19 protein-coding genes are annotated in these 24,774 nt (G+C 50.5%); 13 read left to right on the forward strand and 6 right to left on the reverse strand.

The window, feature by feature from the left end; genetic code table 11:
- Positions 1 to 19 precede the first annotated feature (19 nt).
- The 5 genes from hemA (at position 20) to BFW38_RS02885 (ending at position 5,124) form a co-directional block, all read left to right on the forward strand.
- A complete protein-coding gene (gene hemA, locus BFW38_RS02865; protein ID WP_245686051.1) occupies positions 20 to 1,315 on the forward strand; it encodes a glutamyl-tRNA reductase in 1,296 nt (431 codons plus the stop codon).
- 171 nt (positions 1,316 to 1,486) lie between these two features.
- A complete protein-coding gene (gene prfA / locus BFW38_RS02870) occupies positions 1,487 to 2,575 on the forward strand; it encodes a peptide chain release factor 1 (RefSeq protein WP_068997029.1) in 1,089 nt (362 codons plus the stop codon).
- A 4-nt stretch (positions 2,576 to 2,579) separates the two neighbouring features.
- On the forward strand, positions 2,580 to 3,419 hold the full coding sequence (gene prmC, locus BFW38_RS02875) for a peptide chain release factor N(5)-glutamine methyltransferase (RefSeq protein ID WP_068997032.1): 840 nt from the start codon (positions 2,580 to 2,582) through the stop codon (positions 3,417 to 3,419).
- 366 nt (positions 3,420 to 3,785) lie between these two features.
- Entirely contained in the window at positions 3,786 to 4,298 is a 513-nt protein-coding gene (lrp, locus tag BFW38_RS02880) for a leucine-responsive transcriptional regulator Lrp (RefSeq protein ID WP_069000159.1), read from the forward strand.
- Positions 4,299 to 4,332: 34 nt separating this feature from the next.
- On the forward strand, positions 4,333 to 5,124 hold the full coding sequence (locus BFW38_RS02885; protein ID WP_342668835.1) for a HesA/MoeB/ThiF family protein: 792 nt from the start codon (positions 4,333 to 4,335) through the stop codon (positions 5,122 to 5,124).
- 152 nt (positions 5,125 to 5,276) lie between these two features.
- Here the strand turns inward: BFW38_RS02885 and BFW38_RS02890 are convergent, their stop codons facing one another.
- Positions 5,277 to 7,097, reverse strand: a complete 1,821-nt coding sequence (locus tag BFW38_RS02890; protein ID WP_068997034.1) for an NAD(P)/FAD-dependent oxidoreductase — start codon at positions 7,095 to 7,097, stop codon at positions 5,277 to 5,279.
- Positions 7,098 to 7,555: 458 nt separating this feature from the next.
- On the opposite strand from BFW38_RS02890, the gene BFW38_RS02895 reads away from it, so the two are divergent.
- Together BFW38_RS02895 and BFW38_RS02900 are read left to right on the forward strand one after the other, a co-directional pair.
- Complete coding sequence (locus tag BFW38_RS02895) at positions 7,556 to 9,634, forward strand: sigma-54-dependent Fis family transcriptional regulator (RefSeq protein WP_068997035.1); 2,079 nt, start codon at positions 7,556 to 7,558, stop codon at positions 9,632 to 9,634.
- Between the two features lie 89 nt (positions 9,635 to 9,723).
- Positions 9,724 to 10,164: a hypothetical protein gene (locus BFW38_RS02900; protein ID WP_068997037.1), complete on the forward strand. Its 441-nt coding sequence runs from the start codon at positions 9,724 to 9,726 to the stop codon at positions 10,162 to 10,164.
- Positions 10,165 to 10,202: 38 nt separating this feature from the next.
- Here the strand turns inward: BFW38_RS02900 and BFW38_RS02905 are convergent, their stop codons facing one another.
- Positions 10,203 to 12,590: a bifunctional diguanylate cyclase/phosphodiesterase gene (locus BFW38_RS02905; protein ID WP_084004416.1), complete on the reverse strand. Its 2,388-nt coding sequence runs from the start codon at positions 12,588 to 12,590 to the stop codon at positions 10,203 to 10,205.
- Positions 12,591 to 12,883: 293 nt separating this feature from the next.
- Between BFW38_RS02905 and BFW38_RS02910 the strand changes: the two genes are divergently transcribed.
- Entirely contained in the window at positions 12,884 to 13,465 is a 582-nt protein-coding gene (locus BFW38_RS02910) for an O-methyltransferase (RefSeq protein ID WP_068997042.1), read from the forward strand.
- An 84-nt stretch (positions 13,466 to 13,549) separates the two neighbouring features.
- On the opposite strand, the gene BFW38_RS02915 is transcribed toward BFW38_RS02910, so the two are convergent.
- A complete protein-coding gene (locus tag BFW38_RS02915; protein WP_068997044.1) occupies positions 13,550 to 14,902 on the reverse strand; it encodes a GntP family permease in 1,353 nt (450 codons plus the stop codon).
- Between the two features lie 590 nt (positions 14,903 to 15,492).
- On the opposite strand from BFW38_RS02915, the gene BFW38_RS02920 reads away from it, so the two are divergent.
- A complete protein-coding gene (locus BFW38_RS02920) occupies positions 15,493 to 17,157 on the forward strand; it encodes a multidrug ABC transporter permease/ATP-binding protein (protein WP_218186348.1) in 1,665 nt (554 codons plus the stop codon).
- A gap of 108 nt (positions 17,158 to 17,265) precedes the next feature.
- On the opposite strand, the gene gatB is transcribed toward BFW38_RS02920, so the two are convergent.
- From gatB to gatC, 3 genes are read right to left on the reverse strand one after another with little or no spacing between them, the layout of a single operon-like run.
- On the reverse strand, positions 17,266 to 18,714 hold the full coding sequence (gatB, locus tag BFW38_RS02925) for an Asp-tRNA(Asn)/Glu-tRNA(Gln) amidotransferase subunit GatB (RefSeq protein ID WP_068997046.1): 1,449 nt from the start codon (positions 18,712 to 18,714) through the stop codon (positions 17,266 to 17,268).
- A gap of 23 nt (positions 18,715 to 18,737) precedes the next feature.
- The gene (gene gatA, locus BFW38_RS02930) at positions 18,738 to 20,186 is read right to left on the reverse strand and encodes an Asp-tRNA(Asn)/Glu-tRNA(Gln) amidotransferase subunit GatA (RefSeq protein WP_068997047.1); all 1,449 of its coding nucleotides are present in this window, start codon (positions 20,184 to 20,186) and stop codon (positions 18,738 to 18,740) included.
- 26 nt (positions 20,187 to 20,212) lie between these two features.
- A complete protein-coding gene (gene gatC, locus BFW38_RS02935) occupies positions 20,213 to 20,500 on the reverse strand; it encodes an Asp-tRNA(Asn)/Glu-tRNA(Gln) amidotransferase subunit GatC (RefSeq protein ID WP_068997048.1) in 288 nt (95 codons plus the stop codon).
- Positions 20,501 to 21,136: 636 nt separating this feature from the next.
- On the opposite strand from gatC, the gene BFW38_RS02940 reads away from it, so the two are divergent.
- The 4 genes from BFW38_RS02940 to BFW38_RS02955 all read left to right on the forward strand — a co-directional run bounded on the left by BFW38_RS02940 (position 21,137) and on the right by BFW38_RS02955 (position 24,735).
- On the forward strand, positions 21,137 to 22,174 hold the full coding sequence (locus BFW38_RS02940; protein WP_068997049.1) for a rod shape-determining protein: 1,038 nt from the start codon (positions 21,137 to 21,139) through the stop codon (positions 22,172 to 22,174).
- Positions 22,175 to 22,617: 443 nt separating this feature from the next.
- Complete coding sequence (gene mreC, locus BFW38_RS02945) at positions 22,618 to 23,559, forward strand: rod shape-determining protein MreC (RefSeq protein WP_084004417.1); 942 nt, start codon at positions 22,618 to 22,620, stop codon at positions 23,557 to 23,559.
- On the forward strand, positions 23,552 to 24,040 hold the full coding sequence (gene mreD / locus BFW38_RS02950) for a rod shape-determining protein MreD (protein WP_068997051.1): 489 nt from the start codon (positions 23,552 to 23,554) through the stop codon (positions 24,038 to 24,040). The genes mreC and mreD overlap by 8 nt, the downstream gene beginning before the upstream one ends.
- Positions 24,041 to 24,087: 47 nt before the next feature.
- Complete coding sequence (locus BFW38_RS02955; RefSeq protein ID WP_068997052.1) at positions 24,088 to 24,735, forward strand: Maf family protein; 648 nt, start codon at positions 24,088 to 24,090, stop codon at positions 24,733 to 24,735.
- Positions 24,736 to 24,774: the final 39 nt, after the last annotated feature.

The raw sequence follows: 24,774 nt of genomic DNA on the forward strand, positions 1-24,774 counted from the left end.
TAATCCTGACGGATATATCGTGACGGCACCAGCGACTGAACCGATGTGTTTTATAGCCTTCGGCATTAATCATAAAACCGCGCCTGTTGATTTACGCGAACGGGTAGCTTTTACACCGGCACAGCTTTCTGAGGCCAGTGAGCAGTTGCGTGCCCATCCCGCAGTGGATGAAGTGGCTGTGTTATCGACGTGTAATCGTACCGAGTTATACGGCGTATTACGCCAACCCGATGTGGCGCCGTTGCTTGAATGGATGAGTCAGTTTCACCATTTGGATATTCAGTCTTTGGCTGAGCATAGTTACGTCTATACCAACGAGGGCGCCGTTGGACACCTGATGCGTGTGGCTTGTGGCCTTGATTCTATGGTGTTGGGCGAGCCCCAAATTCTAGGGCAAATCAAAGATGCTTATGATTTTGCCCGTGAAACTGAGCTTATGGGGAATGGGCTGGATGCATTATTTCAGTCTACTTTTTCGACGGCTAAGCGTGTTCGCAGTGAAACGGGGATTGGCGCTCATCCTGTCTCGGTGGCTTACGCCGCGGTGAATTTGGCACAACGCATTTTTAGTGAGCTATCAGATAGCCGAGCCTTGCTGATTGGGGCCGGTGATACGATTGAGCTGGTGGCGCGCCATTTATTTCAGGCTGGCATCAAAGAAGTGGTGATTGCGAACCGTACGGTGCAAAACGCTGAGCCTTTGGCTGAAGAGGTTCAAGGCCGTGCGGTTGGGCTTGAGCGTATCCCCCATGAGTTGGAAGGGGCTGACATTGTGATCAGTTCAACTTCTGCCGATCTCCCCTTGCTCGGCAAAGGTATGGTGGAACGGGCTTTGAAAGTGCGTCGCCACAAGCCGATGTTTATGGTGGACATCGCCGTGCCGCGCGATATTGAGCCTCAAGTCGCTGAGCTGGATGATGTCTTTTTATTTACCGTCGATGATCTGCAAGAAGTGATTAATGAGAATATGGCGGCTCGCCGTGAAGCTGCTGAGCAAGCTGAAGGCCTCATTCAAGAGGGCGTTAATCACTTTATACGCAGCCGCCGAGTCCGCGATGCGGGGCAGCTGATTCGCCGTTATCGCGAACAAGCGCAAACGATCGCCGAACTCGAACTCGCACAGGCCTTATCTCAGCTTCAACAGGGCCAAGACCCGGAAGTGGTGCTTAAACGCTTTGCTCGTGGCCTGACCAATAAATGGTTGCATGAGCCGACGGTGCGCATGCGTCAAGCCTCGGCGGATAATCGCCAGGATTTACTGTTGGCGGCCGGTCAGGTGTTGGGCCTGGAAGCTGACGAGCCTTCAAAGCATTAGCCGATATGTTGATGGGTCCCCTTCCTCTTGAGGGAAAGCGCTTGATGAAGCGATCTTCATGAAGATCTTTATAAAGGGCCTTCCTATGTTGATGCCCCCTATTCAACGCTACCGCCATCATGACCTCTATTTTGATTTGTTGCTGACGATTGCTTAAGGATTTTCCCGCTGATGAAAGCCTCTATTCAAGCCAAGCTGGAGCGGTTGGCCGATCGCTTTGAAGAGTTATCGGCCTTGCTGTCTGATCCGGGCGTGATTGGAAATCAGAATCAGTTCCGTGATTTATCTCGTGAATATGCCGAGCTGGAGCCCGTTTTGGCGGCTTATAACGCTTGGCGACAGAAGCAGGATGATGCGGATGCAGCACGCGTAATGCTTGACGATGATGATCCAGACATGCGGGAGATGGCGCGGGAAGAGCTGCAAGCCTTAGAACACGATTTGGTTGAGCTTGAAGATGAGCTGCAGCTGGCCATGCTACCTAAAGACCCCAATGATGGTCGTAACGTCTGGTTGGAAGTGCGTGCCGGTACCGGAGGCGATGAAGCCGCTTTATTTGCGGGCGATTTGTTTCGGATGTATAGCCGCTATGCCGAGAGCCAAGGTTGGCGGGTCGAAATTATCAGCGCCAGCCCCGGTGAAATGGGGGGATATAAGGAAATTATCTCTCGGGTGGCGGGAGACGGTGTCTATGCACGGTTGAAGTTTGAATCTGGGGCTCATCGGGTGCAACGCGTACCTGCCACCGAATCTCAAGGGCGTATTCATACCTCTGCGTGTACGGTGGCGATTATGCCGGAAGCCGATGAAGTTGAAGCGGTGGATATCAATCCGGCTGATTTACGTGTGGACACTTTCCGTTCCTCCGGTGCGGGTGGGCAGCACGTCAACACCACTGACTCGGCGATTCGCATTACACACTTGCCTACGGGGCTGGTGGTTGAGTGTCAAGATGAGCGCTCACAGCATAAAAACCGAGCGAAAGCGATGAGCTTGCTGGCTGCGCGACTGAAACAGCAAGCTGAAGATGCGCATGCGCAAGCACGTTCGGATACAAGACGATCGCTGGTGGGGAGTGGCGACCGCTCAGAACGCATCCGGACTTACAATTTTCCGCAAGGGCGAGTGACTGATCACCGTATTAACCTTACGCTTTACAAGCTTGATGAGGTGATGCAAGGGCAATTAGATGATGTCTTGGATGTGCTGGTGCAAGAACATCAAGCCGAGCAGTTGGCTCAGCTGAGCCAAGGGGTTTGAGTTGATGCGCTTGGATGCACAGCTGGCGTGGGCAATTCAGCAATGCCAGCAGGCGGGGTGTGAGACCGCTCAGCTAGATGCCGAGCTACTTTTAGCCCATGTGTTATCGCAACCCCGAGTTTATCTTTGGACTTGGCCGGAGCGTGAGTTAGATGCAGTGCAACAGGCGCAATTTTCGGCGCTGGTCGAGCGTCGTTGTCAGGGCGAACCGGTGGCTTATTTATTAGGCCAGCAAGAGTTTTGGGGGTTACGGCTTGAAGTCTCTGCGAATACGTTGATTCCGCGAGCCGATACGGAAACCTTGGTCGAAACGGCGTTAGCGTTAGCGCTGCCTGCAGCCGCACGTTGTATTGATTTAGGCACTGGTACGGGCGCGATTGCCTTGGCACTGGCCCATGAACGACCACACTGGCAATGCTGGGCATCTGACCAGGTGCCTGAAGCTGTGATGTTAGCGCGACGTAATGCTCAAGCTCTGGATTTAAATATTGAGGTATTCCAGTCAGATTGGTGGCAGCAGATTCCCCAAGGCCAGTTTGATCTGATCGTGAGCAACCCGCCGTATATTCATCCGCAAGACCCTCATTTACAGCAAGGTGATGTGCGGTTTGAGCCTGCCTCGGCGTTGGTCGGTGGGCATGATGGTTTAGAGGCGTATCGTCAGTTATTAGCGCCGATTCATGAGCGTTTATCTGCGAACGGCTGGTGCTTGATGGAACATGGTTATGATCAAGCTGAGGCTGTGCAAGCTTTGATGCTTGAGGCGGGGTTGACCGAGGTACGCAGCCTGCGCGATCTCAATGGCCAGTGGCGAGTGACATTGGGTCGTTCTTCAGGGGCGTGATGGCCTGGTTCGTCTTCTTGTTCTAGGTTCACCATTGCGTTCTAGGTTCACCATTGTGTTCTAGGCTCATCATTGAGCGTGGCGTGAGCTAAGAGACGTTAAGACCTTTCACGCGATGCTCTCTTTGTGGCCCTTTTCTCGTGGTTTTGGCCATTGCTTTCCAACATGTTTCTAATGATGGATATTTCTTAAATTCAGTTGAATTTTCCAACGATTACTGCTAATCGGCTTCCCTTTACGTATTCAGCATGATAAATAACTAACTGCTGGACATGTTTTGGAATAATTTTCTTTTCTTTGTCTGCAACGGTGGATGAATATCATCCTGCGCTAATAATAATGATGCAAAGATGAAATGTGATGCCGATGAAAAATAGTAAACCGCGTTCTTTAGACCGTATTGACCTGAAAATCCTGCAGGGCCTGCAAGAGAATGCCAGAATCTCTTATGTTGATTTGGCCAATCAGGTGGGGCTGTCGACAACCCCTTGTCTTGAACGTGTGAAGCGTTTGGAGCGCAATGGTGTGATTAAGGGCTATAAAGCCATTTTGAACCCCAAATATCTGCGCGCTAATTTGCTGGTTTTTGTTGAAATTAGCCTGGAGACTCAGTCGCCCAGCGTGTTTGATGAATTCCGAAGAGCGGTTGCCAAGCTGCCGCAGATCCAGGAATGTCATCTTGTGTCGGGTCAGTTTGACTACATTTTAAAGTGCCGTATCCCGGAAATGAGTGCTTATCGCCAATTGTTAGGTGATGTGGTGCTGACGCTGCCTGGCGTTAAAGAATCCAAAAGTTACGTGGTGATGGAAGAAGTCAAAGAGGATAGTGCGATTTATGTGCCTGAACTGGCAGAGTTCGAAGATCATCGGTTGACCTAACCCATGATCATGGCCTGAGTTGTGATGATGATATGTGTTTAAAGAAGACGGATATGCCATGAATGATGAGGCGCTGCTGCGTTATAGTCGCCATATTATGCTGCCCGAAGTCGATATTGCTGGGCAGCAAGCCTTGTTGAATGCTCGAGTGCTTGTGATTGGTGCCGGGGGCCTGGGGTCGCCGGTGGCGCTTTATCTCGCCGCAGCCGGTGTCGGTGCCGGTGATGGTGGTGCGTTACACTTGGCGGATCACGATGACGTCGATTTGAGTAACCTTCAGCGACAGATTGCGCATACGCATGAGCGCATCAACCAACCTAAAGTGGCCTCTGTTGCCAAAGCGATTAGCGCGCTCAACCCGGACACACATATCGTCACGCATGCTGAACAATTGCAGGGTGAGACGCTGAGTGAGCTGATCACTGCAGTTGATGTTGTTTGCGATTGTACTGATCGCTTTTCCAGTCGCTTTGCGATTAATCGTGCGTGTGTACAGCATGGCGTGCCGTTGGTCTCTGGAGCGGCTATTCGCTTCTCAGGTCAAGTCAGTGTATTTGATCGTCGCCAGCCTGAAGCCCCTTGTTATGCGTGCCTGTACCCGGAGGGGGTTGATGATGAGGCGATGAGTTGTGCCACCAGTGGTGTTTTAGCCCCTTTGGTCGGTGTGGTGGGCAGTTTGCAGGCCGTTGAGACGTTAAAGCTATTGATGCAGGTGGGGCAAACCCTTCACGGGCGTTTACTGACCTATGACGCGCTCAATGCTGAGACTCGGACCATGAATATTAAAGCGGACCCCTTATGCCCCTGCTGCGCTCGTCTTAAATAACGGTTCTGGTTTTAAGTGACCGTTCTAGTTTTAAGTGACTGGTTGGGGGTCTTAAATCATCGCGGTATTGAGCTTAAAGAAAACGGCCTGTGCGTTGGCACAGGCCGTTGTCGTTTGCGTACAAGCCCTATTGTCTCCACAAGTGGATTAATTTACGCCGTGTGATGGACTTCTGCGACTCCGTAAACCGGTGTTGGCAATTGCTCGTAACGGGCTTTGAGCTGGAGTGCTAAATATTGCGAATAATGCCGTGACTGGTGCAGATTGCCGCCATGAAACCATAGTGCTTGTTGTTGGGTCGGTTTCCACATATTTCTTAACTCTCCTTCCCAGGGGCCAGGGTCTTTACTGGTTTCAGAGCCCAGCCCCCAACACTTACCGACTTTATCGGCAACTTCTTGAGAAATGATACGAGCGGCCCAGCCGTTCATGGAGCCGAAGCCGGTCGCATACACAATCAAGTCTGCTGGTAGCTCAGTGCCATCTGTGAGGACAACACTATGAGGCTTGATGTGCTCAATGGTGACACCGCTTTTGAGCTTGATGTCGCCGTTGGCGATCAAATCAGAGGCACCCACGTCAATATAATAGCCCGAGGCTCGCCTTAAATATTTCATGAACATGCCCGAGCCGTCGTCACCAAAATCGAGTAGAAAGCCTGCCGCTTTCAGTCGATCATAAAAGTCGGCATCTTTCTTGGCCACTTGCTCGTAAACCGGAATATGGAATTGCGGCATGATTTTGAAGGGGATGGAGGCGAAGGTGAGATCTGCCTTATAGGTGGTGATCCCATTTTGTACTGCTTCTTCCGAGTAGAGGCCACCCAGTACATGGGACATCAAGGTTTCAGACTTAATGACGTGGGTTGAAGAACGTTGAATCATGGTGACGTCGGCATCGTTTTCCCACAGTGCCGCGCAAATATCATGTGCCGAATTATTCCCTCCTAGCACCACGCAACGTTTACCCGCATAAGCTTCTCCCCCAGGGTGTTGGCTTGAATGGTGCTGCTCTCCCTTAAAGTCTTCTTGTCCCGGAATTTTCGGCACATTGGGTAATCCTGACATTCCCGTAGCTAGAATTAACTGCTTGGGTTTGAGTGTCAGCGCTTGGCCATTGTGATTGACTTCAACCACCCAATGCTGGGCCTGTTCATCATAATAAGCTTGGGTGCATTCAGTGTTACCCCAATAGTTCAGTTCCATCACCCGGGTATACATTTCTAGCCAGTCAGCAATCTTGTCTTTCGGTGAGAAGATCGGCCAATGATCAGGAAAAGGTAAATAGGGCAGGTGGTCGTACCAGACCGGGTCATGTAAGCAGAGCGACTTATAACGTTTGCGCCAAGCATCGCCAGGCCTCTCATGCTTATCAATGATCAGTGTCGGCACCTCAAGCTGACGCAAGCGAGCTCCAAGGGCAATGCCGCCCTGGCCACCGCCAATAATCAGGCAATATGGCTGCACTTCATGACCGAGGGTATCGATTTCTTCTTGACGTTTTTCCTGCCAGGTTTTACGTGTTTTATTGATCCCATGTTCGGCCCCTTTGGGACGTAAAAACTGTCGTTTTTCTGGAAAGTCTTTTAGCGCGGTCATCGTGGTCAGTAAGGTCCAGGCTTTACCCGCTCTCAGCCGTAAATGGCCACGGCCGAATGCCTGAGTGGTTTCAAACGTGAACCAAGCCTCAATCACGCCATCCTGCTCACTGGCTTCTTCTTCCAGACGCCAATGACTGGGACTGATATTCGATAGGCAAGCGCCTAACATATCGCGAATTTCTGCGACACCTTCCAGTGTTTTGATATTCCATGTGAAGGCCACCAGGTCACGCCAAAAACCATCGGTTTCAAAGCATTGACTGGCTCTATTTAAATCTTGGTTGATCAGCGCGTTTTCAAACTCAGTCAGCCATTGCTGTGCCTGTGTCGACGCTGCTGAATGGAATGTCGGTTGATGGGTGTCTACCGTCATTATGAGTCTCCAGATCAATTTATTTGTTGTTATGTCGATGGGTTACTCAGTGTTTCCCTCAACGCCTCCCTTGGGCGGCTATGATGTCTTAGCAGACTTTATGCCATGTTTTTAACTTATTGTTTTTTATTATTTTTATTTTTTTGGTGGACGTTGATTCGACATAGCGATACAGGTTTTTTACACCAGCGTTACAAGTGTTGAACGTTACACCTGTAACGGCCCTGATCACTTTGGAGGCGTTTCTTTCAAGGTGAGCATGAGGCCATGTTGTTTAAGAGGGGCATGTGTAGATCAGAGGAGGAGGGACGCGAGAAGGTCTAGAAAGATGAATCCGCTGGGCAAGTTAAACCCAAGGACGAATGCCAGGGTTTCGTTGTCTCGGGTAGACTGCAGTGATTGACCCAATATCAGCGCAAACGATTAGCACGATAACAATATTGCTTGGGGAGTCGCGTATGAAGGCTCAAACAAGATCCTTGCAGCAGCATGCGGATCGGGTGATACAGCATGTGATGAGTGCTGGAGCGGATCCATCATCGAGTGTCGTTCATCAGTCTTGGGCTCGCTGTGTCAATGACTATGGGTTAGATCCCGGTCGACCGCGGCCCGCGCGAATTGTGACGTCAGATGTATTGCGTGTTCATCAGGATGCTGCCGATGAGTTATTGAATGTCGCACGAGCCGGGGTGACACAGCTCTACCAAGAGGTTGCGGGGTTAGGGTATGTGGTATTGCTGAGCGATGCCCAGGGTGTGACCGTGGCCTTTCAGGGGGACTCGTCTCGTTATGCACAGTTGCACCAAGCTGGCCTTTACTTAGGAGCGGATTGGCGTGAAGCCCATGCCGGGACTTGTGCGGTCGGGACATGTCTGCATGAGCAAAGGGCTTTGACTTGCCACCATCATGATCACTTTGATGGCTCACATATTCATTTAACGTGTACTGCAGCGCCTATTTTTGATCCTTTTGGCCAATTGATGGCTGTTTTGGATATTTCGGCACTGGGTGCACCCAGTGATCGGCGTAGCCAAAATTTTGCGCTACATTTGACCCAGCTTTATGCTCGCTTAATAGAGAACGCTTACTTTTGGCGCCGTTATCAACATCACATTATTGTTCAGGCTGGAGAATCCCGCGAATTAGTCCAGGTTGCCGGTCAATATCTATGGGCACTGGATTCTGAGGGCCGGATTTTGGCCGCGAATACGTCTGCTCGGGCATTGTGTCAACGCATGGGTGGCGTGGCCGTGGCTGGAGGTTACATCGAAGAAAACACGGCCAATGAAGGGTCGCTAGCGCGCCTGTTGGACTGCTCATGGTCTGAAATGCTCCGACTTATGGGGCATTCACCATTGGATATTCGAGCCTTGAGTACAGTGGATGGTCAGCTTCTTTTTGCTCGTATGATTATGCCTCCGTCACCGCGATCTCAGGCTGAGGTGTTAGCCAAAGTCTCTCCTGAAGCGGCTGAGCCTGATCCCGTGAGAGAGGCGCCGCTACCTCTACTTGATTCGTTAGCTGGCGATGATCCTGCTATGCGCAGAACGTTGACATTGGCACGACGCCTCTGCCGTCGTCCGGTCAACTTACTTATTTTAGGTGAGACCGGCACCGGCAAAGAGCTGTTGGCACGTCGTATTCATCAGTCCGGGGCTGTGCCCGAGGCTCCTTTTGTTGCGGTGAACTGTGCTGCGATTCCAGAAACATTGATTGAAAGCGAGCTGTTTGGCTATGAGGCCGGAGCGTTTACTGGCGCCCGTTCCAAAGGGGCGGTTGGATTGATTCAGCAGGCCGATGGGGGCACGCTTTTTTTGGATGAAATCGGTGATATGCCCTTGTCTTTACAAACACGTTTGCTGCGCTTTCTTGCTGAAGGCGAAGTGACGCCTCTGGGGGCTCGTCGTCCACACTATGTGAAATGCCGTGTCATTGCTGCCACCCACTGTGATCTTGAGTCAGCGATCCGTGAAGGGCGATTTAGAGCGGATTTATATTATCGTTTAAATGGCGCTGAACTGTTACTCCCGCCCTTACGACAGCGATCGGATAAGGCCTATGTCATTCAAAGTGCCTTACATCAAGTGTGCGAGATGCGAGGTCGGACCTCTTTGCATCTTCGAGCCGATGCAATGAGTGTTTTATTAGCCTATGAATGGCCAGGTAATATTCGCCAATTGATCCACGCTTTGGCATTTGCTGAGGCGATGGTTGAGGGCGATGAAGTGACGGCCTCTGATTTGCCCGAGGCTTGTCGTTTGGGCGGGCATGCAGCGCCTGCTAAGGTGAGTTCTGCAGCGGGAGTGCTCGGTGTCCCTCATTTGTTGGATGGACCCCCTATTTTAGCCGACAGACGTTTGGGTGCGGATCGGTCATCGTGCTCCGAGAGGCTTCCTGATGAGGGGGAGTTGCTGAAGCAAACGATGGCGCGTTGTGGCGGTAATATCAGCCAAGTGGCGAGGCAGCTGCAAATTTCTCGGCCGACGGTTTATCGTCGCTTGAAAAAATATGGGCTGGGTCACCTACATTTTGCTTAAGCGGTCCGCGACACGACACGAAAACTGCGCTGCAGCGCTGATCAGTGATTCAAAAGTTGACCATCCGATGATGGTGGGAGTTAACGGTGATGACAGCGTCACTCGGTGGCCGATTGGGTCTTGTGGTCATTTTATGTTGGGGGGTGATGGCTTGCGCTTCTATTCATGATAAAGCGGTGACGGGGACATGGAGCTGGTCGGGTCAGGATTATGCTGGAGGACAGTTGCGACTTGATCAGCAGGGCGACGACGTCATCTTCCGATTAGAAGCGTTCCGTGGTGGCCCCTCTTATAATTCCGGGTTAATGGAAGGGCGCTTTACATTGAAAGATCAGCAGGGCGTTTATGAGATGGAGGACTATGGGAAGTGTCGAGTGACCTTCCGGTTTAAGGATGAGGTCGTGCTCGTTGAACAGCAAGGGACTAGTGCTGCTTGTGGTTTGGGTATGGGGGTTTATACGGATGGGCGCTATCGCCGACAAAGTGCGACAGCCCCAGATTTTGATGATGAACGCTGGGTGCCTCAATGACTTCACCAGCGCATAAGTCGTTCTTTTATTTTATCGCATTATATCATGGTCAACTGGTTGGGCATGTGGAGTAAATCTTGAATCGGGATGGGTTTTGAGATCATATAACCTTGAAAGTAATCACAGCCCATTCTTTTGAGCAGTTGAGCTTGCCCCGGTTCTTCAACGCCTTCGGCCACGACTTGAATTTTAAGTTTATGGGCGATTGAGATCATAGCCTCGCAAATCAGCTGGGCATTGCCATCTTTTTCAAGGTTATCAACAAAGCTGCGATCAATTTTTAGATAGTCAATTTCGAACTGGCGAATATAAGCCAGTGATGAATAACCTGTACCGAAGTCATCCAAGGCTAATTCGATGCCGAGTTCTCGGCAGGATAACAGACGCTGTTTGATTTCATCACTTGAGGTCATCATGACGCCTTCTGTGATTTCTACCACCAAGTCTCGCCCTTTAAGCCCCTTTTTGTCCAAAGCGCTATGCCAATCTTGAAAAATAGAGCTTTGTTCGGCCAGTTGTACTGGCGACATATTGACGCTGATTTGAAAGTCAGGGTGAAAGTATTGTTTGAGTTGCTGCAAGTGTTGGCAGGCTTCTTTAAAGACCCATTCTCCTATATTAATGATCAGGCCTGAACGTTCAGCGATGGGAATAAACTCTGCTGGACTGATAAAACCAAGACGGGGGTGACGCCAGCGTATTAAGGCCTCGGCTTTTACAATCTGTCCTTGCTGGTCAACGATGGGCTGGTAAAAAAGTTGAAACTGTTGTTGATCTAACGCCGAATGCATGTCGCGAGAAAGCTCGGTACGCAGTAAGAAATCTGATTTCATCGCTGAGGTGAAACGTGTGACCTTGCTTTTCCCATTTTGTTTGGACGAGAACATGGCCTGATCTGATGATTTCATCAGGTCTTCAAAGTTGGTCGCGTCATCAGGATAAATGGCCACACCAATACTGGCCGTAATAAACAATCGGTGCTCACTGAGTTGGATTGGGCGTGATAGTGCATTGAGTATGTGATAGCTCAAATCAGAAATAAAATCGACTTCTGCTAATCCTGACAGAATGATGGCGAACTCGTCTCCACCTTGGCGAGCCACCAAGGCTGAAAGCTGATCTTCTGATGCTTTGTTTAAGCGTTCGGCGACTGCTTTTAATAGTTGATCTCCAGCATCATGGCCGATGGAGTCGTTCACTTCCTTGAAGTTATCGAGATCGATAAACAGTAAGACAACATATGGTGCGTTCACTGTTGTTTGCTGGATGGCGCGCTCACCATGATGGAGAAACAGGTGTCGATTGGCGATTCCTGTGAGGGCATCGGTATTCGCTTGACGCCAGATTGCTCGTTCGACTTCCAAGCGCCGCTGTGCCATTTTTTCGAACTGTTGCTGTAGTTGATCCACTTCTGCGACGTCATTGTACTGCTGACTGCTTTCGAAGATGCCTTCTCTAAGCTGCTGGGTTGCCGTAATGAGCCGCTTGATGGGCGTGATCACGCTTCGTCTAAGAAAATTGTTGGCGAGGTAGGCCAGGAATCCCATGAGTAAAGAAAATGAGGCTAATGAGACATAGAAGTAGTCTTCAATGCCGCTTAAAGCTTCTTCCGCGCCAATCCCAATGGTTAGATTGAAGTGTGTGCCATTGGGGGTTTGAATCATCGGTTCATGATAAAAAATACGCCGTATCCCGTCAGAATCCCGAACGATGTAGCTGTGGTGCTGGTGATCAGCGTCATGGGTTACCGGTGTTATGTGGGTGATGGTGTTTGTTGTTTGTCCCAACAGCTCAGGTGTTTCTGGATAAGTCGCGACAATCGTGCCGTCCTGATCGCTGATCATGGCAAGACTATGGCGGGGTAAAGGGCTTTGTTTTAAGTAGTTCGACCACCAGGACAGCGAAATCACCGCAACCACGGCACCTTTGACGTTCTGGCTGGCTGGATCGATCACGGGGTAGGCAAAATTGATGCTGGTAATTTGAGCGGCTCTATCTATCTGAAACTGTCCGATTGATAGGCGCTTTTCATTAATCGCTGTTTGAAAATAGGGCCGATCTTTAACATTGACCGCTTTGGATAAAGGCAATGCGTTACACTTAAGATCGCCATTTTTCAGCGGAACGCCGACATTAATGTAAAGTGGATTGAGATGTAAGATTTTTTTTAAGAATTCACTGCAACGAGGCGAGTCTGGGGTTTGTATGGGAGGAAGGCCTGCGAGCTTGGTGAGATAGCGTGCGGTCTGCTCCAAAATTAAATCTTGTTGTCGGGCAACGGAGTGGGTGACCGTTAAGGCACGTTGTTTTAGATCATGTAGTACAAGGCCGCGGCTATGAATCATACTCAACGTGATGGCCGCATAACCGGGTAAGGTAATCAAGATAATCAATACCAGCATGCGGCTTCTAAGTGACTGCATCATGAGTCAGGCCCCATCAGTCGTTGCGGCATCTGAATCATGCCTCCTTTTTTATAATCGATACACGATGTATTAATAGAAATGTATCCGGTTTATGTCGCCCTTGGTGTGATGGTAAGTATTATCATGATAAAGAAAGAAACTATGGATACTCTTTGTCTGTGTCAATATTTAGCGTGATGTTGGCGCTAACTTCATCGTGTGGTGCTTATCATCATGGGTTCTCAATGATTACGAATGAAACGCGATATGAATGGCCGTGTCTTATTTAATACTTAAGCTGAGGGGGATTGTTGATGGGAGCACTGGATGCGCTTTTAACTCAATTGGAAGTCTTGGGTGAGCAGAATGATGCACAACAGACTCAGCATAGTGAGAAGTATTTGAATATTACTCGAGATACCGGGGCTTTTTTATCGGTGCTGGTTAAGTCAATTCAAGCCCAAACTATCTTGGAAGTTGGCACTTCAAATGGGTATTCCACTTTGTGGCTAGTCTCAGCCCTGCCTGATCATGGGCGAGTGACCACAATCGAACATTCTTCGCGAAAGGCGCAAGAAGCTAGAGCTCATTTTGAGCAGGTCGGCTTATCTGAGCGTATTGAGTTGCTAGAGGGCGATGCGTTAGAACAGTTGCATCAACTTCAAGGCCTATTTGATCTGGTGTTTTTGGATGCAGATCGAGGTCAATATTTGGCCATGGCCGATGCGGTTTGGGCGCGTTTGAAGCCGGGTGGCTTATTGGTATGTGATAATGCCATATCACATCAGCAGCAGTTGGCCCCTTTTCGCGAATGGGTTCAGGCCAGGACTGACACCAGTGAAGCCCTTGTCCCGGTCGGTAAAGGCGAACTCATGGTGTATAAGGCCTTAACCTAAAAATGTAGGCGCCAATGGATGTCAGCGCCGTGGCTTTTAATCGTCTTGGATACGCACGCCTCTAAGCCACGGCGATGATTATTTTTAGAGCATCAATAGGCTCAGTAAGTAAATCACCAGCATTGTCGTGACCCCTTGGACCAGGGTCGCCAATGTCTGTGCGCGGTAAGCGAGCCCGACTTTCATTCGACTGAATTGAGAAACGACCCAGAAGAAGCTGTCGTTGGCGTGAGAGACCGTCATGGCACCGGCGCCAATCGCCATCACCGTCAGCACCCGCCCCATTTCACTGTCGAGCCCCAACTGGCTCAGCAGTGGTGCCACCAAAGCCGATGTGGTAACCAATGCAACTGTTGATGAACCTTGTGCGGTTTTGAGTGCTGCTGCGACAATAAAGGGCATCCAGATACCCACCCCTAGTGCTGATAGCGTTGCCCCTAAGTAGTCACCTAATGGTGAGGCTTTTAATACAGCTCCGAAAGCACCGCCTGCACCAGTGATCAATAATATGGGGGCCGCTGCGGTAATTCCCTCGGCAATGCGCTCACTGAATTCAGTCATTTTGTTGTGGGATTTCAACAGTGGCCACGTCATCAATAAACCAATGAGCAGTGCCGTGAGCGGATGGCCAAGAAAACTCAGCACATCAAGAGTAGAGCCTGTCCCAAAAGGGTGACTAGGGAATTTCGCGATTGAGCCTAAGCAGATCAATAAGATCGGGAACAGAATAGGGCCAAAGGCTTGGAAGGCTGTAGGTAATTGGCCATACGTATCACGTAAAGCTTGCCAATCTTGGTGCAGGGCAGAGGATTCGACTGTGCCATCGGGTTCGATATGTTTAAAGCGCTCAGCCCAAAATAAACCTGCTAGGGCGGCAATCGCTGCAACCGGAATGCCCACCGCAATGACTAGCCCGAGATTGGATTCAAGACCAAGGTTACCTGCCGCGGCAATGGGGCCTGGCGTTGGGGGAACAAAAGTATGGGTGGCATAAAGTCCTGTCGCCAGAGCGACGCTCATGGACACGCTGGATGTTTCCAGGCGTTTAGCGAGTGATTCCTTAAGAGAGTTTAAAATGACAAAGCCTGAATCACAAAACACGGGAATGGAGACTAAATAGCCAATCAAGCTCATGGTGAGGTTCGGGTAGCGTTCACCCAAGAGTTTAATGATGGTGTCTGCCATCGTAATTGCCGCGCCGCTTTTTTCTAAGATGACCCCAATAATGGTGCCCAAGACAATGACAAGGCCAATATAACCGAGAATCCCCCCAAAACCGCCTGTAATGGTCTTAGCGATATCTTCGGCAGGTATCCCGTAGGCAAAGGCCGCCAGAAATGCGGCCAGCAACAGTGCTAAAAAAGGATGAAACTTCAATCGCGTAGTGGTCAGCACAATAAAGCTGATCACCAATAACAAGATCAGGATGAGTACCATAATCACTCCAACGGTGGTGCTGGCTTACTGGCCAGTCTTGGTGTTTTGACAGCTGGTTTTGAAAGTCAGCCTTGGGAATCCACTATGAAAACAAACCGTTAAATGCAAACGGTGGACTATTTTATCTAATCTTAGTGATGTTGATGTCGCAAAATAAGTATATTGGAATCGTATTTTTTTCCTAACGGCTTGTCATCTTGATTGGTGTAAAGCTCTGTATGTGTGGTTCATAGGCAAGAACCCCGCCACAGGCTGATGTTGAGGCCTCATACGCCATCTGTTGTTGTCACGCTTAGGTCTGGTGAAAGGCGTGTACGTGACTCAAGGGCTTAGCGGGGGTCACTGAATACTTTTCGTGAAAACCCCATCGATCTTGATCATTACTGCTTTCGCCCCCCTTCTTCCTGTTAGATCGATAACACGATTTTATTGAGAATTATTTTCATATAAACTCTGCTGCCCGGTGTTTGATAGCGGTCTGGTGTTGGATAATAAGCTATAAACGCTTGTGCCGAAGGTGTGGACAATGGGCCAAGGGCTTTGAATACGAGTGGGCCTGGGTTCGCTCAACGCAATACTGAGGAGATGATGTGAAGGCCTTATTCGGGATTATCTGGCGTGATTACCGTATATCTTTCTTATGGGTGGTGGCCCTTAGTCTAGCGAGCGCTGGATTGGGTATCGGTGTGATTGCTTATATTAATCAACGACTATTAGATGCGTTTGCTGATCCTTGGCGTGTTTTGCCCGAGTTTCTCGGGTTGGTCGTCTTGTTATTGCTTATTACGCTAGGCGCTCAGTTGGCCTTGACCTTATTGGGCCACCGTTTTGTGTATCAATTACGGGGTCGGTTGGTGAAGGGCATTTTAGATACCGAAGTGGAAACGATAGAGCGTATGGGGAGTCCGCGTTTGTTGGCGAGTCTTTCAACGGATATTCGCAATATTACGTTGGCTTTTGTGCGTTTACCGGAGTTAGTCCAGGGCGGAGTCTTGACGGTGGGGGCTGTGTTATACCTGGGGTGGTTGTCTCCAGCGATGTTGGGCGTATCCAGTATTTGGGTGCTGGGGACTTTATGGTTCGGCATGTGGCTGGTGAAGCGGGTTTATCGTCATATCGCGATATTACGCGATGTTGAAGATCGGCTTTATGAGGATTATCAGTCTGTCATTGAGGGCCGCAAAGAGCTGACACTGAATCGAGATCGGGCGCAGTGGTTATATCGTGATGTTTATACGCCCAATGCTGAGGCTTATCGCTACCATATTATTCGCAGTGATAGTTATCACCTCAGTGCGGTGAACTGGTTCAACATTATGATGTTGGCGGCCATTGGTGTGGTGTTTTTTATGGCCAATGGATTGGGATGGGCCTCAGCTCAGGTCGCGACGACTTTCTCATTAACGCTGTTATTTCTGCGGGCGCCTTTGATCCAGGCTGTTGGTGCTTTTCCACCGTTAATTAATGCGCAAGTGGCTTTTGATAAAATTCAAAGTTTGGCCTTGGCAGAAGGGCTACAAGGTTTTCAAAACGGAGCTTCAGCCGATACTTGGCGCCAGTTGTCTTTTGTCGGCGTTCAGTATCGTTATCCCGAAGAAGAGAATCGTGAGGGCTTTTCAGTCGGACCGATTGACCTGAATATTCAGCGGGGAGAAGTGATTTTTATCATTGGGGGGAACGGCAGCGGGAAGTCGACTTTAGCGAAGTTGCTGACAGGGCTTTATTTGCCTCAAGCCGGTGATATTAAACTGGATCAGCAGCGCATCGATGCGGATGATATGGCGGCTTATCGTCAGCAATTTTCGGCCATTTATACTGATTTTCACTTATTTGATCGCTTGATGGGTCCCCAGGGTGATTCACCCCGCAGTGAGCTTATCGACCAGTGGTTGAATGAGTTGGGTATGAAGCAGAAACTCGATTTTGAAGGCGATCGGGTCACTAATGTGAATTTGTCTCAAGGCCAGCGTAAGCGTGTTGCGATGTTATTAGCTATCGCAGAACAACGTGATGTGCTGCTATTGGATGAATGGGCTGCTGATCAAGACCCTCAATTCAGGCGTACTTTCTATCGTGTCTTGCTACCACAGCTTCGAGCGATGGGGAAAACGCTGATTGTGATTAGCCATGATGATCATTACTTTGATGAGGCTGACCGGTTGCTGGAAATGCGCGAAGGTCATTTGTATGAGCTGACCGGAGAAGAGCGTCAAGCGGCGAGTCGTGATGCTGTCGCGCGTATTGACCAGTCTTGAGCGTGAACCCATGGGGCTGAATGTTCAGCCCCATGGGTTTCAACGGTCTATCTTTCTTTTACTGCTATCTTTCTTTACTTCTACTTTTCTCTCAGGCTTTAACCCGCTTTAACCTTCAAGCTTTTGCTTTAATAGCTGGTTCACCATTTGCGGGTTAGCTGTGCCTTTAGAGGCTTTCATGACTTGGCCTACAAAGAATCCGACCATTTTGCCGCGTTTATCTGGCTCTGCAGCTCGATACTGTTCAACCTGGGCGGGGTTGTTGGCCATGACTTCATCAATGACGCGCTCGATGGCGCCCGTGTCAGTGACCTGCTTCAGGCCCTTGGCTTCGATGATGTCATCAGCCGTATGGCCTTCGCCATCCCACAGGGCTGCAAAAACTTGTTTGGCGGCTTTACCGTTGATGGTGTTATCAATGATGCGCTTAATCAGCCCCCCTAATTGTTCGGCGGCGACAGGGCTTTGCTGAATCTCCAGGCCTTCTTTATTGAGTCGGCCTGTGAGTTCGCCCATGACCCAGTTGGCGGCTTGCTTGGCATCACCACAAATTTCTCGTGTGCGGTCAAAGTATTCCGCCATCGCCCGGCTACTGGCCAGGACATTCGCATCATAAACGGATAGCCCCAACTCCTCGACAAAACGTGCTTTTTTCTCTTCTGGCAGCTCAGGCATCTGACTGCGCAGGTAATCAATGTAAGCATCGTCTAGGTCTACGGGGAGTAAGTCTGGACAGGGGAAGTAGCGGTAATCATTCGCTTCTTCCTTACTGCGCATTGAGCGAGTTTCGTCCAGGTCCGCATCATAAAGGCGAGTTTCTTGAACCACTCGGCCGCCATCTTCAATCAGCTCAATTTGGCGCTCAATCTCATGATTGATGGCTCTTTCGATAAAACGAAATGAGTTGATGTTTTTGATTTCGCAGCGAGTGCCCAAAGTCTCTTGGCCCTTAGGGCGAACTGAAACGTTAGCATCACATCGCATCGACCCTTCGGCCATATTGCCGTCGGAGATGCCCAGATAGGTGACCAATGCGTGGATCGATTTTAGATAAGCGACCGCCTCTTTGGCTGAACGCATATCGGGTTCTGACACAATCTCAAGCAGTGGTGTACCCGCCCGGTTAAGGTCAATGCCGGTCATGCCTTGGAAGTCTTCGTGAAGGCTTTTGCCTGCATCTTCTTCCAGGTGTGCGTGATGGATTCGGATACTGCGTTCAGCCCCATCTTCTAGCACGATATCGACCACGCCAGGGCCCACAATAGGCGCATCCATTTGAGTGGTTTGATAGCCTTTGGGCAGATCGGGATAGAAATAGTTTTTACGTTCGAAAATTGAACGTCGGCCAATCTCGGCTTTAACGCCTAATCCGAACTTAACCGCCATCTCGACCGCTTTTTCGTTGAGCACCGGTAATACACCAGGTAACCCCAGGTCGACGGCGCAGGCCTGGCTATTAGGCTCGGCACCAAAGGCGGTGCTGGCCCCCGAGAAAATCTTGGATTGGGTGGCGAGCTGGACATGCACTTCCAGCCCGATCACAGCTTCCCATTGCATCTGCATCTTCTCCTGATCGTGGCTTATAGCGCAGGCGCTTGCTGGTGATGGTCAGTGACCCGCTGATACTGGTGGGCGACATTTAACAGACGAGCTTCTTCAAAATGAGGCCCGATGAGCTGCATGCCGACTGGACGTCCTGCGGCAAATCCCGCTGGGACGGACATGCCAGGCAGACCGGCCAAGTTGATGCCCAGTGTGTAAATATCTTCCAAGTACATCTGTACGGGGTCGTTATTTTTGCTTCCCAGGTTGAACGCTGTCGTCGGGGCGACTGGGCCCAGCAGTAGATCGACCTCGTTAAATGCGGCTAAGAAGTCTTGGGTCAGTAAGCGACGAATCTGCTGTGCTTTACGGTAATAGGCATCGTAAAACCCTTCAGAGAGTGCGTAGGTGCCGATCATGATGCGACGTTTAACCTCGGCCCCGAAACCTTCACCGCGAGAGCGCTTATAAAGATCTTCAAGATCTTGTGGGTTCTCGCAGCGATGACCAAAGCGCACGCCATCAAAGCGCGACAGGTTGGAGCTCGCTTCGGCAGGTGCAATCACGTAATAACTGGGGATCGCCAATCGAGTATTCGGTAGGCTGACGTCTTTAAATGTGACGCCTAATGCTTCCAGTTCGCGGATGGCCGCTTGCAAAACATCAGCAACGCTGGCATCGAGCCCGTCACCAAAATACTCTTTGGGTAAGCCAATAGTCAGGCCTGACAGAGGGCTGTCCAGTGCGCTGCGATAATCTGGCACGCCACGTTGGATGGAGGTGGAGTCCTTGGGATCAAAGCCTGCCATGGCGGAAAGCAATAAGGCACAGTCTTCAGCCGTACGGGCCATAGGGCCCCCTTGGTCTAGGCTGGAGGCATAAGCGATCATGCCCCAGCGGGAGACGCGGCCATAAGTGGGCTTCAAACCGGTGATGCCACAAAAGCTGGCGGGCTGACGGATTGATCCGCCGGTGTCTGTGCCTGTTGCGGCGGGAGTCAGGCGGGCGGCAATCGCTGCAGCTGAGCCCCCTGATGATCCGCCGGGTACCGCTTGAGCATCCCATGGGTTTCGAACCGGGCCGTAGAACGAAGACTCATTGGATGAGCCCATGGCAAATTCATCCATGTTCGTTTTGCCCAGTGAAACCATGCCTTCTTGATCAAGCTTCTCCACAACAGTGGCGGAGTAGGGCGCGACAAAATTATCTAACATTTTAGAACCACAGGATGTACGGACACCCTGGGTGCAAAAAATATCTTTATGGGCCAGAGGAATGCCTGTCAATAAACTGGCTTGACCGGCTGCACGTCGTGCATCCGCAGCCTCAGCTGCTTGGCGTGCACTGTCTTCTGTGACCGTAATAAAGCTATTGATTTGGGCATCATGTTCGGCGATGCGGGCGAGATAAGCATCGGTCAGCTCGCGGCTAGTGAAATCACCTTGGGCTAAGCCGTCGGCAAGCTGAGTCAGCGTCAGGTCGATCATGCGGGAATCCTTGCGATCTATCGTATTCACTCAATCACTTTGGGCACCAGGAATAGGCCCTGCTCGACGGCAGGTGCACCCTGTTGCAATAAGTTGCGTTGGTCGGCTTCAGTGACTTCATCTGGGCGCAGACGTTGAGTGGCATCCAGCGGGTGTGACATCGGGTCAACCTGCTGAGTATCTACCGTCTGCATTTGATCCACCAACGCAAGAATGCTGGTCAGATCATCGGCGTAAGCCTGGGTGTTACTGGAATCGATCGCCAGACGAGCCAAGTGTGCGACTTTGGCTACGTCATCCTGATTCAACGCCATGGGTATTCTCCCCGTGGTTGGGTTGGTGTTGAAAAGAAAGAAAATCGAGTGCTCCAGCCCGTGATATTGGGCATAAGAGTCAAGGCATCAAGAATATCATAAACCGGACGCGTGCGCTTTGGCTCTGCGAAGAGACAGTTGCAGATTAAATGCGCAATCGTTGGGATAAACGCCTTTAATAGCGAGTCAGATAAAAGTGTGTGAACTTTTAGCGATGGGATGAGTCCCGTTTAGCCTGGTTTCACGTTGATTTTAACTTCTAAGATTGAACCACTGAGCTGGTAGACTCTTCGCTACGCGAGTTGATCGTTATATGGCGGGTTGTCCTATAAGAGGGGGTTCTCTTGTATGGTGGACTATCTCTACTTGTGGACTGCCATATTGATCGCTGGCTTAGCCCGTCAAAGGATGTGAATGAAGGGGGATGGGCCATGAAAGGACATAGAGGCAAGGTATTATGAGCGTCATTACCGTTTAGCCACCGAAAATAGGTGTTGGAATCGGTCGTTAGCCTATAAAATAGGTTTTTATGACGAATAACCGTGACTTCAGTGCGGAAGTAACTTGCTCTGGTGTCAGGGGGTTGTTAGAGTTTGCCGTCGGCACAGTGGACCACTGGATAGGTGCATCAACAGCATGTTCAAGAAACTTCGAGGCTTGTTTTCTAGCGATCTTTCGATCGACCTGGGAACGGCCAATACCCTGATTTATGTGCGTGGCAGCGGCATTGTATTGAATGAGCCCTCTGTCGTGGCCGTTCGTAATCACGGCAATCAACGCAGCGTGGCTGCGGTGGGCTATGACGCTAAGCGTATGTTAGGCCGGACTCCCGGCAACATTACGGCTATCCGCCCCATGAAAGATGGTGTGATTGCTGATTTTCACGTCACCGAGAAGATGCTGCAGCACTTCATTTCTAAGGTGCACGATAATAATTTTTTCACGCCCAGCCCCCGTGTGTTGGTCTGCGTGCCTTGTATGTCCACTCAGGTCGAACGTCGAGCGATTAAAGAATCGGCTTTGGGCGCTGGCGCTCGGGAAGTCTTTTTGATCGAAGAGCCAATGGCTGCAGCGATTGGTGCGGGTCTGCCGGTTGATGAAGCGCAAGGGTCAATGGTCGTGGATATTGGTGGGGGGACCACTGAAATTGCGATTATTTCTCTCAATGGTGTGGTCTATTCTGAATCTGTGCGTACTGCCGGTGACCGTTTTGATGAGGCGATTACGGCCTATGTGCGCCGCCATTATGGCAGTCTGATCGGTGATGCGACTGCCGAGCGCATTAAAGAAGAAATTGGTTGTGCCTATCCCGCCAGTGAAGTACGCGAAATTGATGTGCGTGGACGTAATTTGGCTGAAGGGATTCCACGCAGTTTTACATTGAACTCGAATGAAATTCTTGAAGCCCTGCAAGAGCCGCTCTCCTCGATTGTTCAGGCGGTCAAAAGTGCATTGGAGCAGTCTCCGCCCGAGCTGGCGTCTGACATCGCTGAGCGCGGCTTAGTATTGACCGGTGGTGGTGCTCTGTTGCGTGATCTGGATAAACTGATTGCTGAGGAAACAGGCCTGCCAGTGATCATCGCTGAAGATCCATTGACGTGTGTGGCACGTGGCGGCGGTCGTGCGCTGGAGCTGATTGATCAGCATACCTTTGACTTGCTGGCGATTGACTAATCTCATTCGCTGTTGAGTGGATCGATTGGCTTCACTGAGTGAACCCTGGCTAGCGTTAGTGTTTTTAAGTTTTAGTCAGTATGCCTGAGCAAAGCGTTAGACGTGCCGCTGCGGTCACACCGTGGCGGCACTTTTATATTAAGTGCATGATCAGAGACTCATCTTATGTGTGGAGATTGCCTCTAGTATCGGTGGCGCATGGGCGTTTTGGGCCGTGTTGTTAGCGTTTTGGGCCGTGTTAGCGTTTTAGATAGTGTTGAGATCTCACCGCCAGGGCTTGTCGATGTTTGGGCTTGGGCTTGGGCTTGGGCTTGAAATTGAGATTGAGACTGAGACTGAGATTGTGCTGAGGCTGAGAGGGTAGGTCAGGGATGCCATCGCGGTTGTCATTGATGATTTACGATCTTGATATGACTTGATAAGAGGACAGTGTCATTAAGCATCTGTTTGCGAAAGGGCCTCTGGTTGGCTATCGCCTTTTGATCGCGGTGGTGTTGGGCCTATGTTTAATGTTGGCCGATAGTCGGCTGGCGGCGATGGCACAGTTGCGTGCTTGGTTAACGCTTGTAGTGACGCCGATTCAATGGGCTGCTGATTTGCCTGCCCAGGGGCTGGGATGGGTGAGCGATAGCTTGGCTCACCGGAATGCCTTACTTGAAGAAAACCGTGAACTCAAGGCGCAAGCGTTACGGCTTGCCGAGCGGGTTCAACGAATGTCTGCGATTTCTGCTGAGAATGTCCGTTTGCGAGAGCTGCTGTCTGCTGCGCATGAGACGGATGAGCGCTCTATTTTAGGTGAGTTGATTGGCCTGGATTACGACCCTTTTACCCAGCGCATTGTGATTAACCGCGGGCGCCAGGATGGAGTGTATCCGGGGCAACCGGTGATTGATGCCAGTGGTTTGATGGGGCAAGTGATTTCGGTCAGTGCTTACACCAGCCGAGTGTTGCTGATTGCAGATACGAGTCATGCGGTGCCAGTACAAGTCAATCGCAATGGGTTGCGTTTTATTGCGCAAGGTACCGGTCGACCCGATGCGTTGAAGTTGATGCATGTGCCCGAAACGGCTGATCTGGAAGTGGGCGATTTATTAGTCACCTCTGGCTTAGGTGGCCGTTTCCCCTTTGGTCATCCTGTTGCCACGATTAGTGAGATTCGACATGATCCGGGCGAGCCTTTTTTACAGGTACTGGCTAAACCTAAAGCGCATTTGGATCGGAGTCGCTACGTTCTGCTGCTGTTCCACACTTTGAAAGGTTCTGACCCCGCAGAGTTAGTGAACCCGTCACTGGAGCCGCTGGCACCGGTTGATACCAGTATTGATCCCGATGATGATCCTGATGCGGCGGCCGAGGCTGCAAATGAGGAGCCCGACAATGGCTGAGCGAAAGCTTCGGGGCCGCTGGCTGATTAATCTCACTTTGCTGGTGGCGTTATATCTACAAGCATTACCCATGACGGACGCTTGGCTGCTATGGCGTCCAGAGTGGTTAGCATTGATTTTATTGTATTGGTGTGTGATGTCACCACATCGTGTCAGTGTCACCCATGGTTTTATCTGTGGTTTATTGCTGGATCTGATCGAAGGCACTTTGCTTGGGCAAAATGCGGTAGCGTTGTCTTTATTGTGTTATCTGGGGCACCTGACTTATCAGCGTGTGCGCATGTATAACATGGTGAAACAGTCGGGTGTCATTGCGGTCTTTATCGGGATCAGCCAACTGGTCTTTCAATGGTTACAAAGCGTCAGTGGTAGTGGCGCTTCCATTGCTTACTTGATGCTACCCGCCGTTGTCTCTGGACTGATTTGGCCTTGGCTCTCCACCTTACTGCATGCGTTACGTCGACGATTTGGCATTAACTGAGTCAAAGTCAATGTGGGCCTAGAATCTCATGATCAAGGAAAAATGTTATGTCTGACCCTAAGGGGGTGTCATCCTCCCCGGTTCAGGAGTCACCTGTTTTGTGTCTGGCGTCTGCTTCACCACGGCGACGTGAACTGCTGGCTCAAATTGGCGTCGGTCCTATAGCTGTGCAGCCTGTTGATGTGGATGAGTCGCCTCAACAGGGCGAATCCCCGACTGCTTATGTCGAGCGTTTGGCCCGTCATAAAGCCCAAGTTGGTGCGGCGATGATTGAACATGCATTGCCGGTGTTGGGGGGGGATACGGCGGTTGTTCTGAAACAACGGATTTTGGGTAAGCCAGCAGATTTTGAACAGGCCCGAGAGATGCTTCGTCAATTGTCGGGTAAGACTCATGAGGTGTTAAGTGGTGTTGCCGTGACTGGGCCTGCCGGAATTCAAAGTGCCGTGGTGACAACGCGCGTACGTTTTCGTCATTTGTCTGATAGTGAGATTGAGCGTTACTGGGCTTCTGGCGAGCCTTGTGATAAAGCGGGGGCTTATGGCATTCAAGGGCTTGGCAGTGTTTTTGTACAGGATATCCGCGGCAGCTACAGTGCGGTTGTGGGGTTACCGTTATATGAAACGGCTCGATTGTTATCGATTCAGCGCATTCCTGTCTGGCGCTTGGAGCAAGGCTCGGCTGCTGAGGGTTAAAACATGTGGCCTTCAAGGTTCTGGGGTAGACTCAACAAG

Source organism: Terasakiispira papahanaumokuakeensis, from assembly GCF_001709345.1.
GTDB classification, from domain to species: domain Bacteria; phylum Pseudomonadota; class Gammaproteobacteria; order Pseudomonadales; family Halomonadaceae; genus Terasakiispira; species Terasakiispira papahanaumokuakeensis.

Coding starts and splice junctions, on each gene's coding strand:
- prfA (WP_068997029.1), top strand. CDS start 1,487: ATGAAAGCCTCTATTCAAGCCAAGCTGGAGCGGTTGGCCGATCGCTTT.
- prmC (WP_068997032.1), top strand. CDS start 2,580: ATGCGCTTGGATGCACAGCTGGCGTGGGCAATTCAGCAATGCCAGCAG.
- lrp (WP_069000159.1), top strand. CDS start 3,786: ATGAAAAATAGTAAACCGCGTTCTTTAGACCGTATTGACCTGAAAATC.
- BFW38_RS02890 (WP_068997034.1), bottom strand. CDS start 7,097: ATGACGGTAGACACCCATCAACCGACATTCCATTCAGCAGCGTCGACA.
- BFW38_RS02895 (WP_068997035.1), top strand. CDS start 7,556: ATGAAGGCTCAAACAAGATCCTTGCAGCAGCATGCGGATCGGGTGATA.
- BFW38_RS02900 (WP_068997037.1), top strand. CDS start 9,724: ATGACAGCGTCACTCGGTGGCCGATTGGGTCTTGTGGTCATTTTATGT.
- BFW38_RS02905 (WP_084004416.1), bottom strand. CDS start 12,590: ATGATGCAGTCACTTAGAAGCCGCATGCTGGTATTGATTATCTTGATT.
- BFW38_RS02910 (WP_068997042.1), top strand. CDS start 12,884: ATGGGAGCACTGGATGCGCTTTTAACTCAATTGGAAGTCTTGGGTGAG.
- BFW38_RS02915 (WP_068997044.1), bottom strand. CDS start 14,902: ATGGTACTCATCCTGATCTTGTTATTGGTGATCAGCTTTATTGTGCTG.
- gatB (WP_068997046.1), bottom strand. CDS start 18,714: ATGCAATGGGAAGCTGTGATCGGGCTGGAAGTGCATGTCCAGCTCGCC.
- gatA (WP_068997047.1), bottom strand. CDS start 20,186: ATGATCGACCTGACGCTGACTCAGCTTGCCGACGGCTTAGCCCAAGGT.
- gatC (WP_068997048.1), bottom strand. CDS start 20,500: ATGGCGTTGAATCAGGATGACGTAGCCAAAGTCGCACACTTGGCTCGT.
- BFW38_RS02940 (WP_068997049.1), top strand. CDS start 21,137: ATGTTCAAGAAACTTCGAGGCTTGTTTTCTAGCGATCTTTCGATCGAC.
- mreD (WP_068997051.1), top strand. CDS start 23,552: ATGGCTGAGCGAAAGCTTCGGGGCCGCTGGCTGATTAATCTCACTTTG.
- BFW38_RS02955 (WP_068997052.1), top strand. CDS start 24,088: ATGTCTGACCCTAAGGGGGTGTCATCCTCCCCGGTTCAGGAGTCACCT.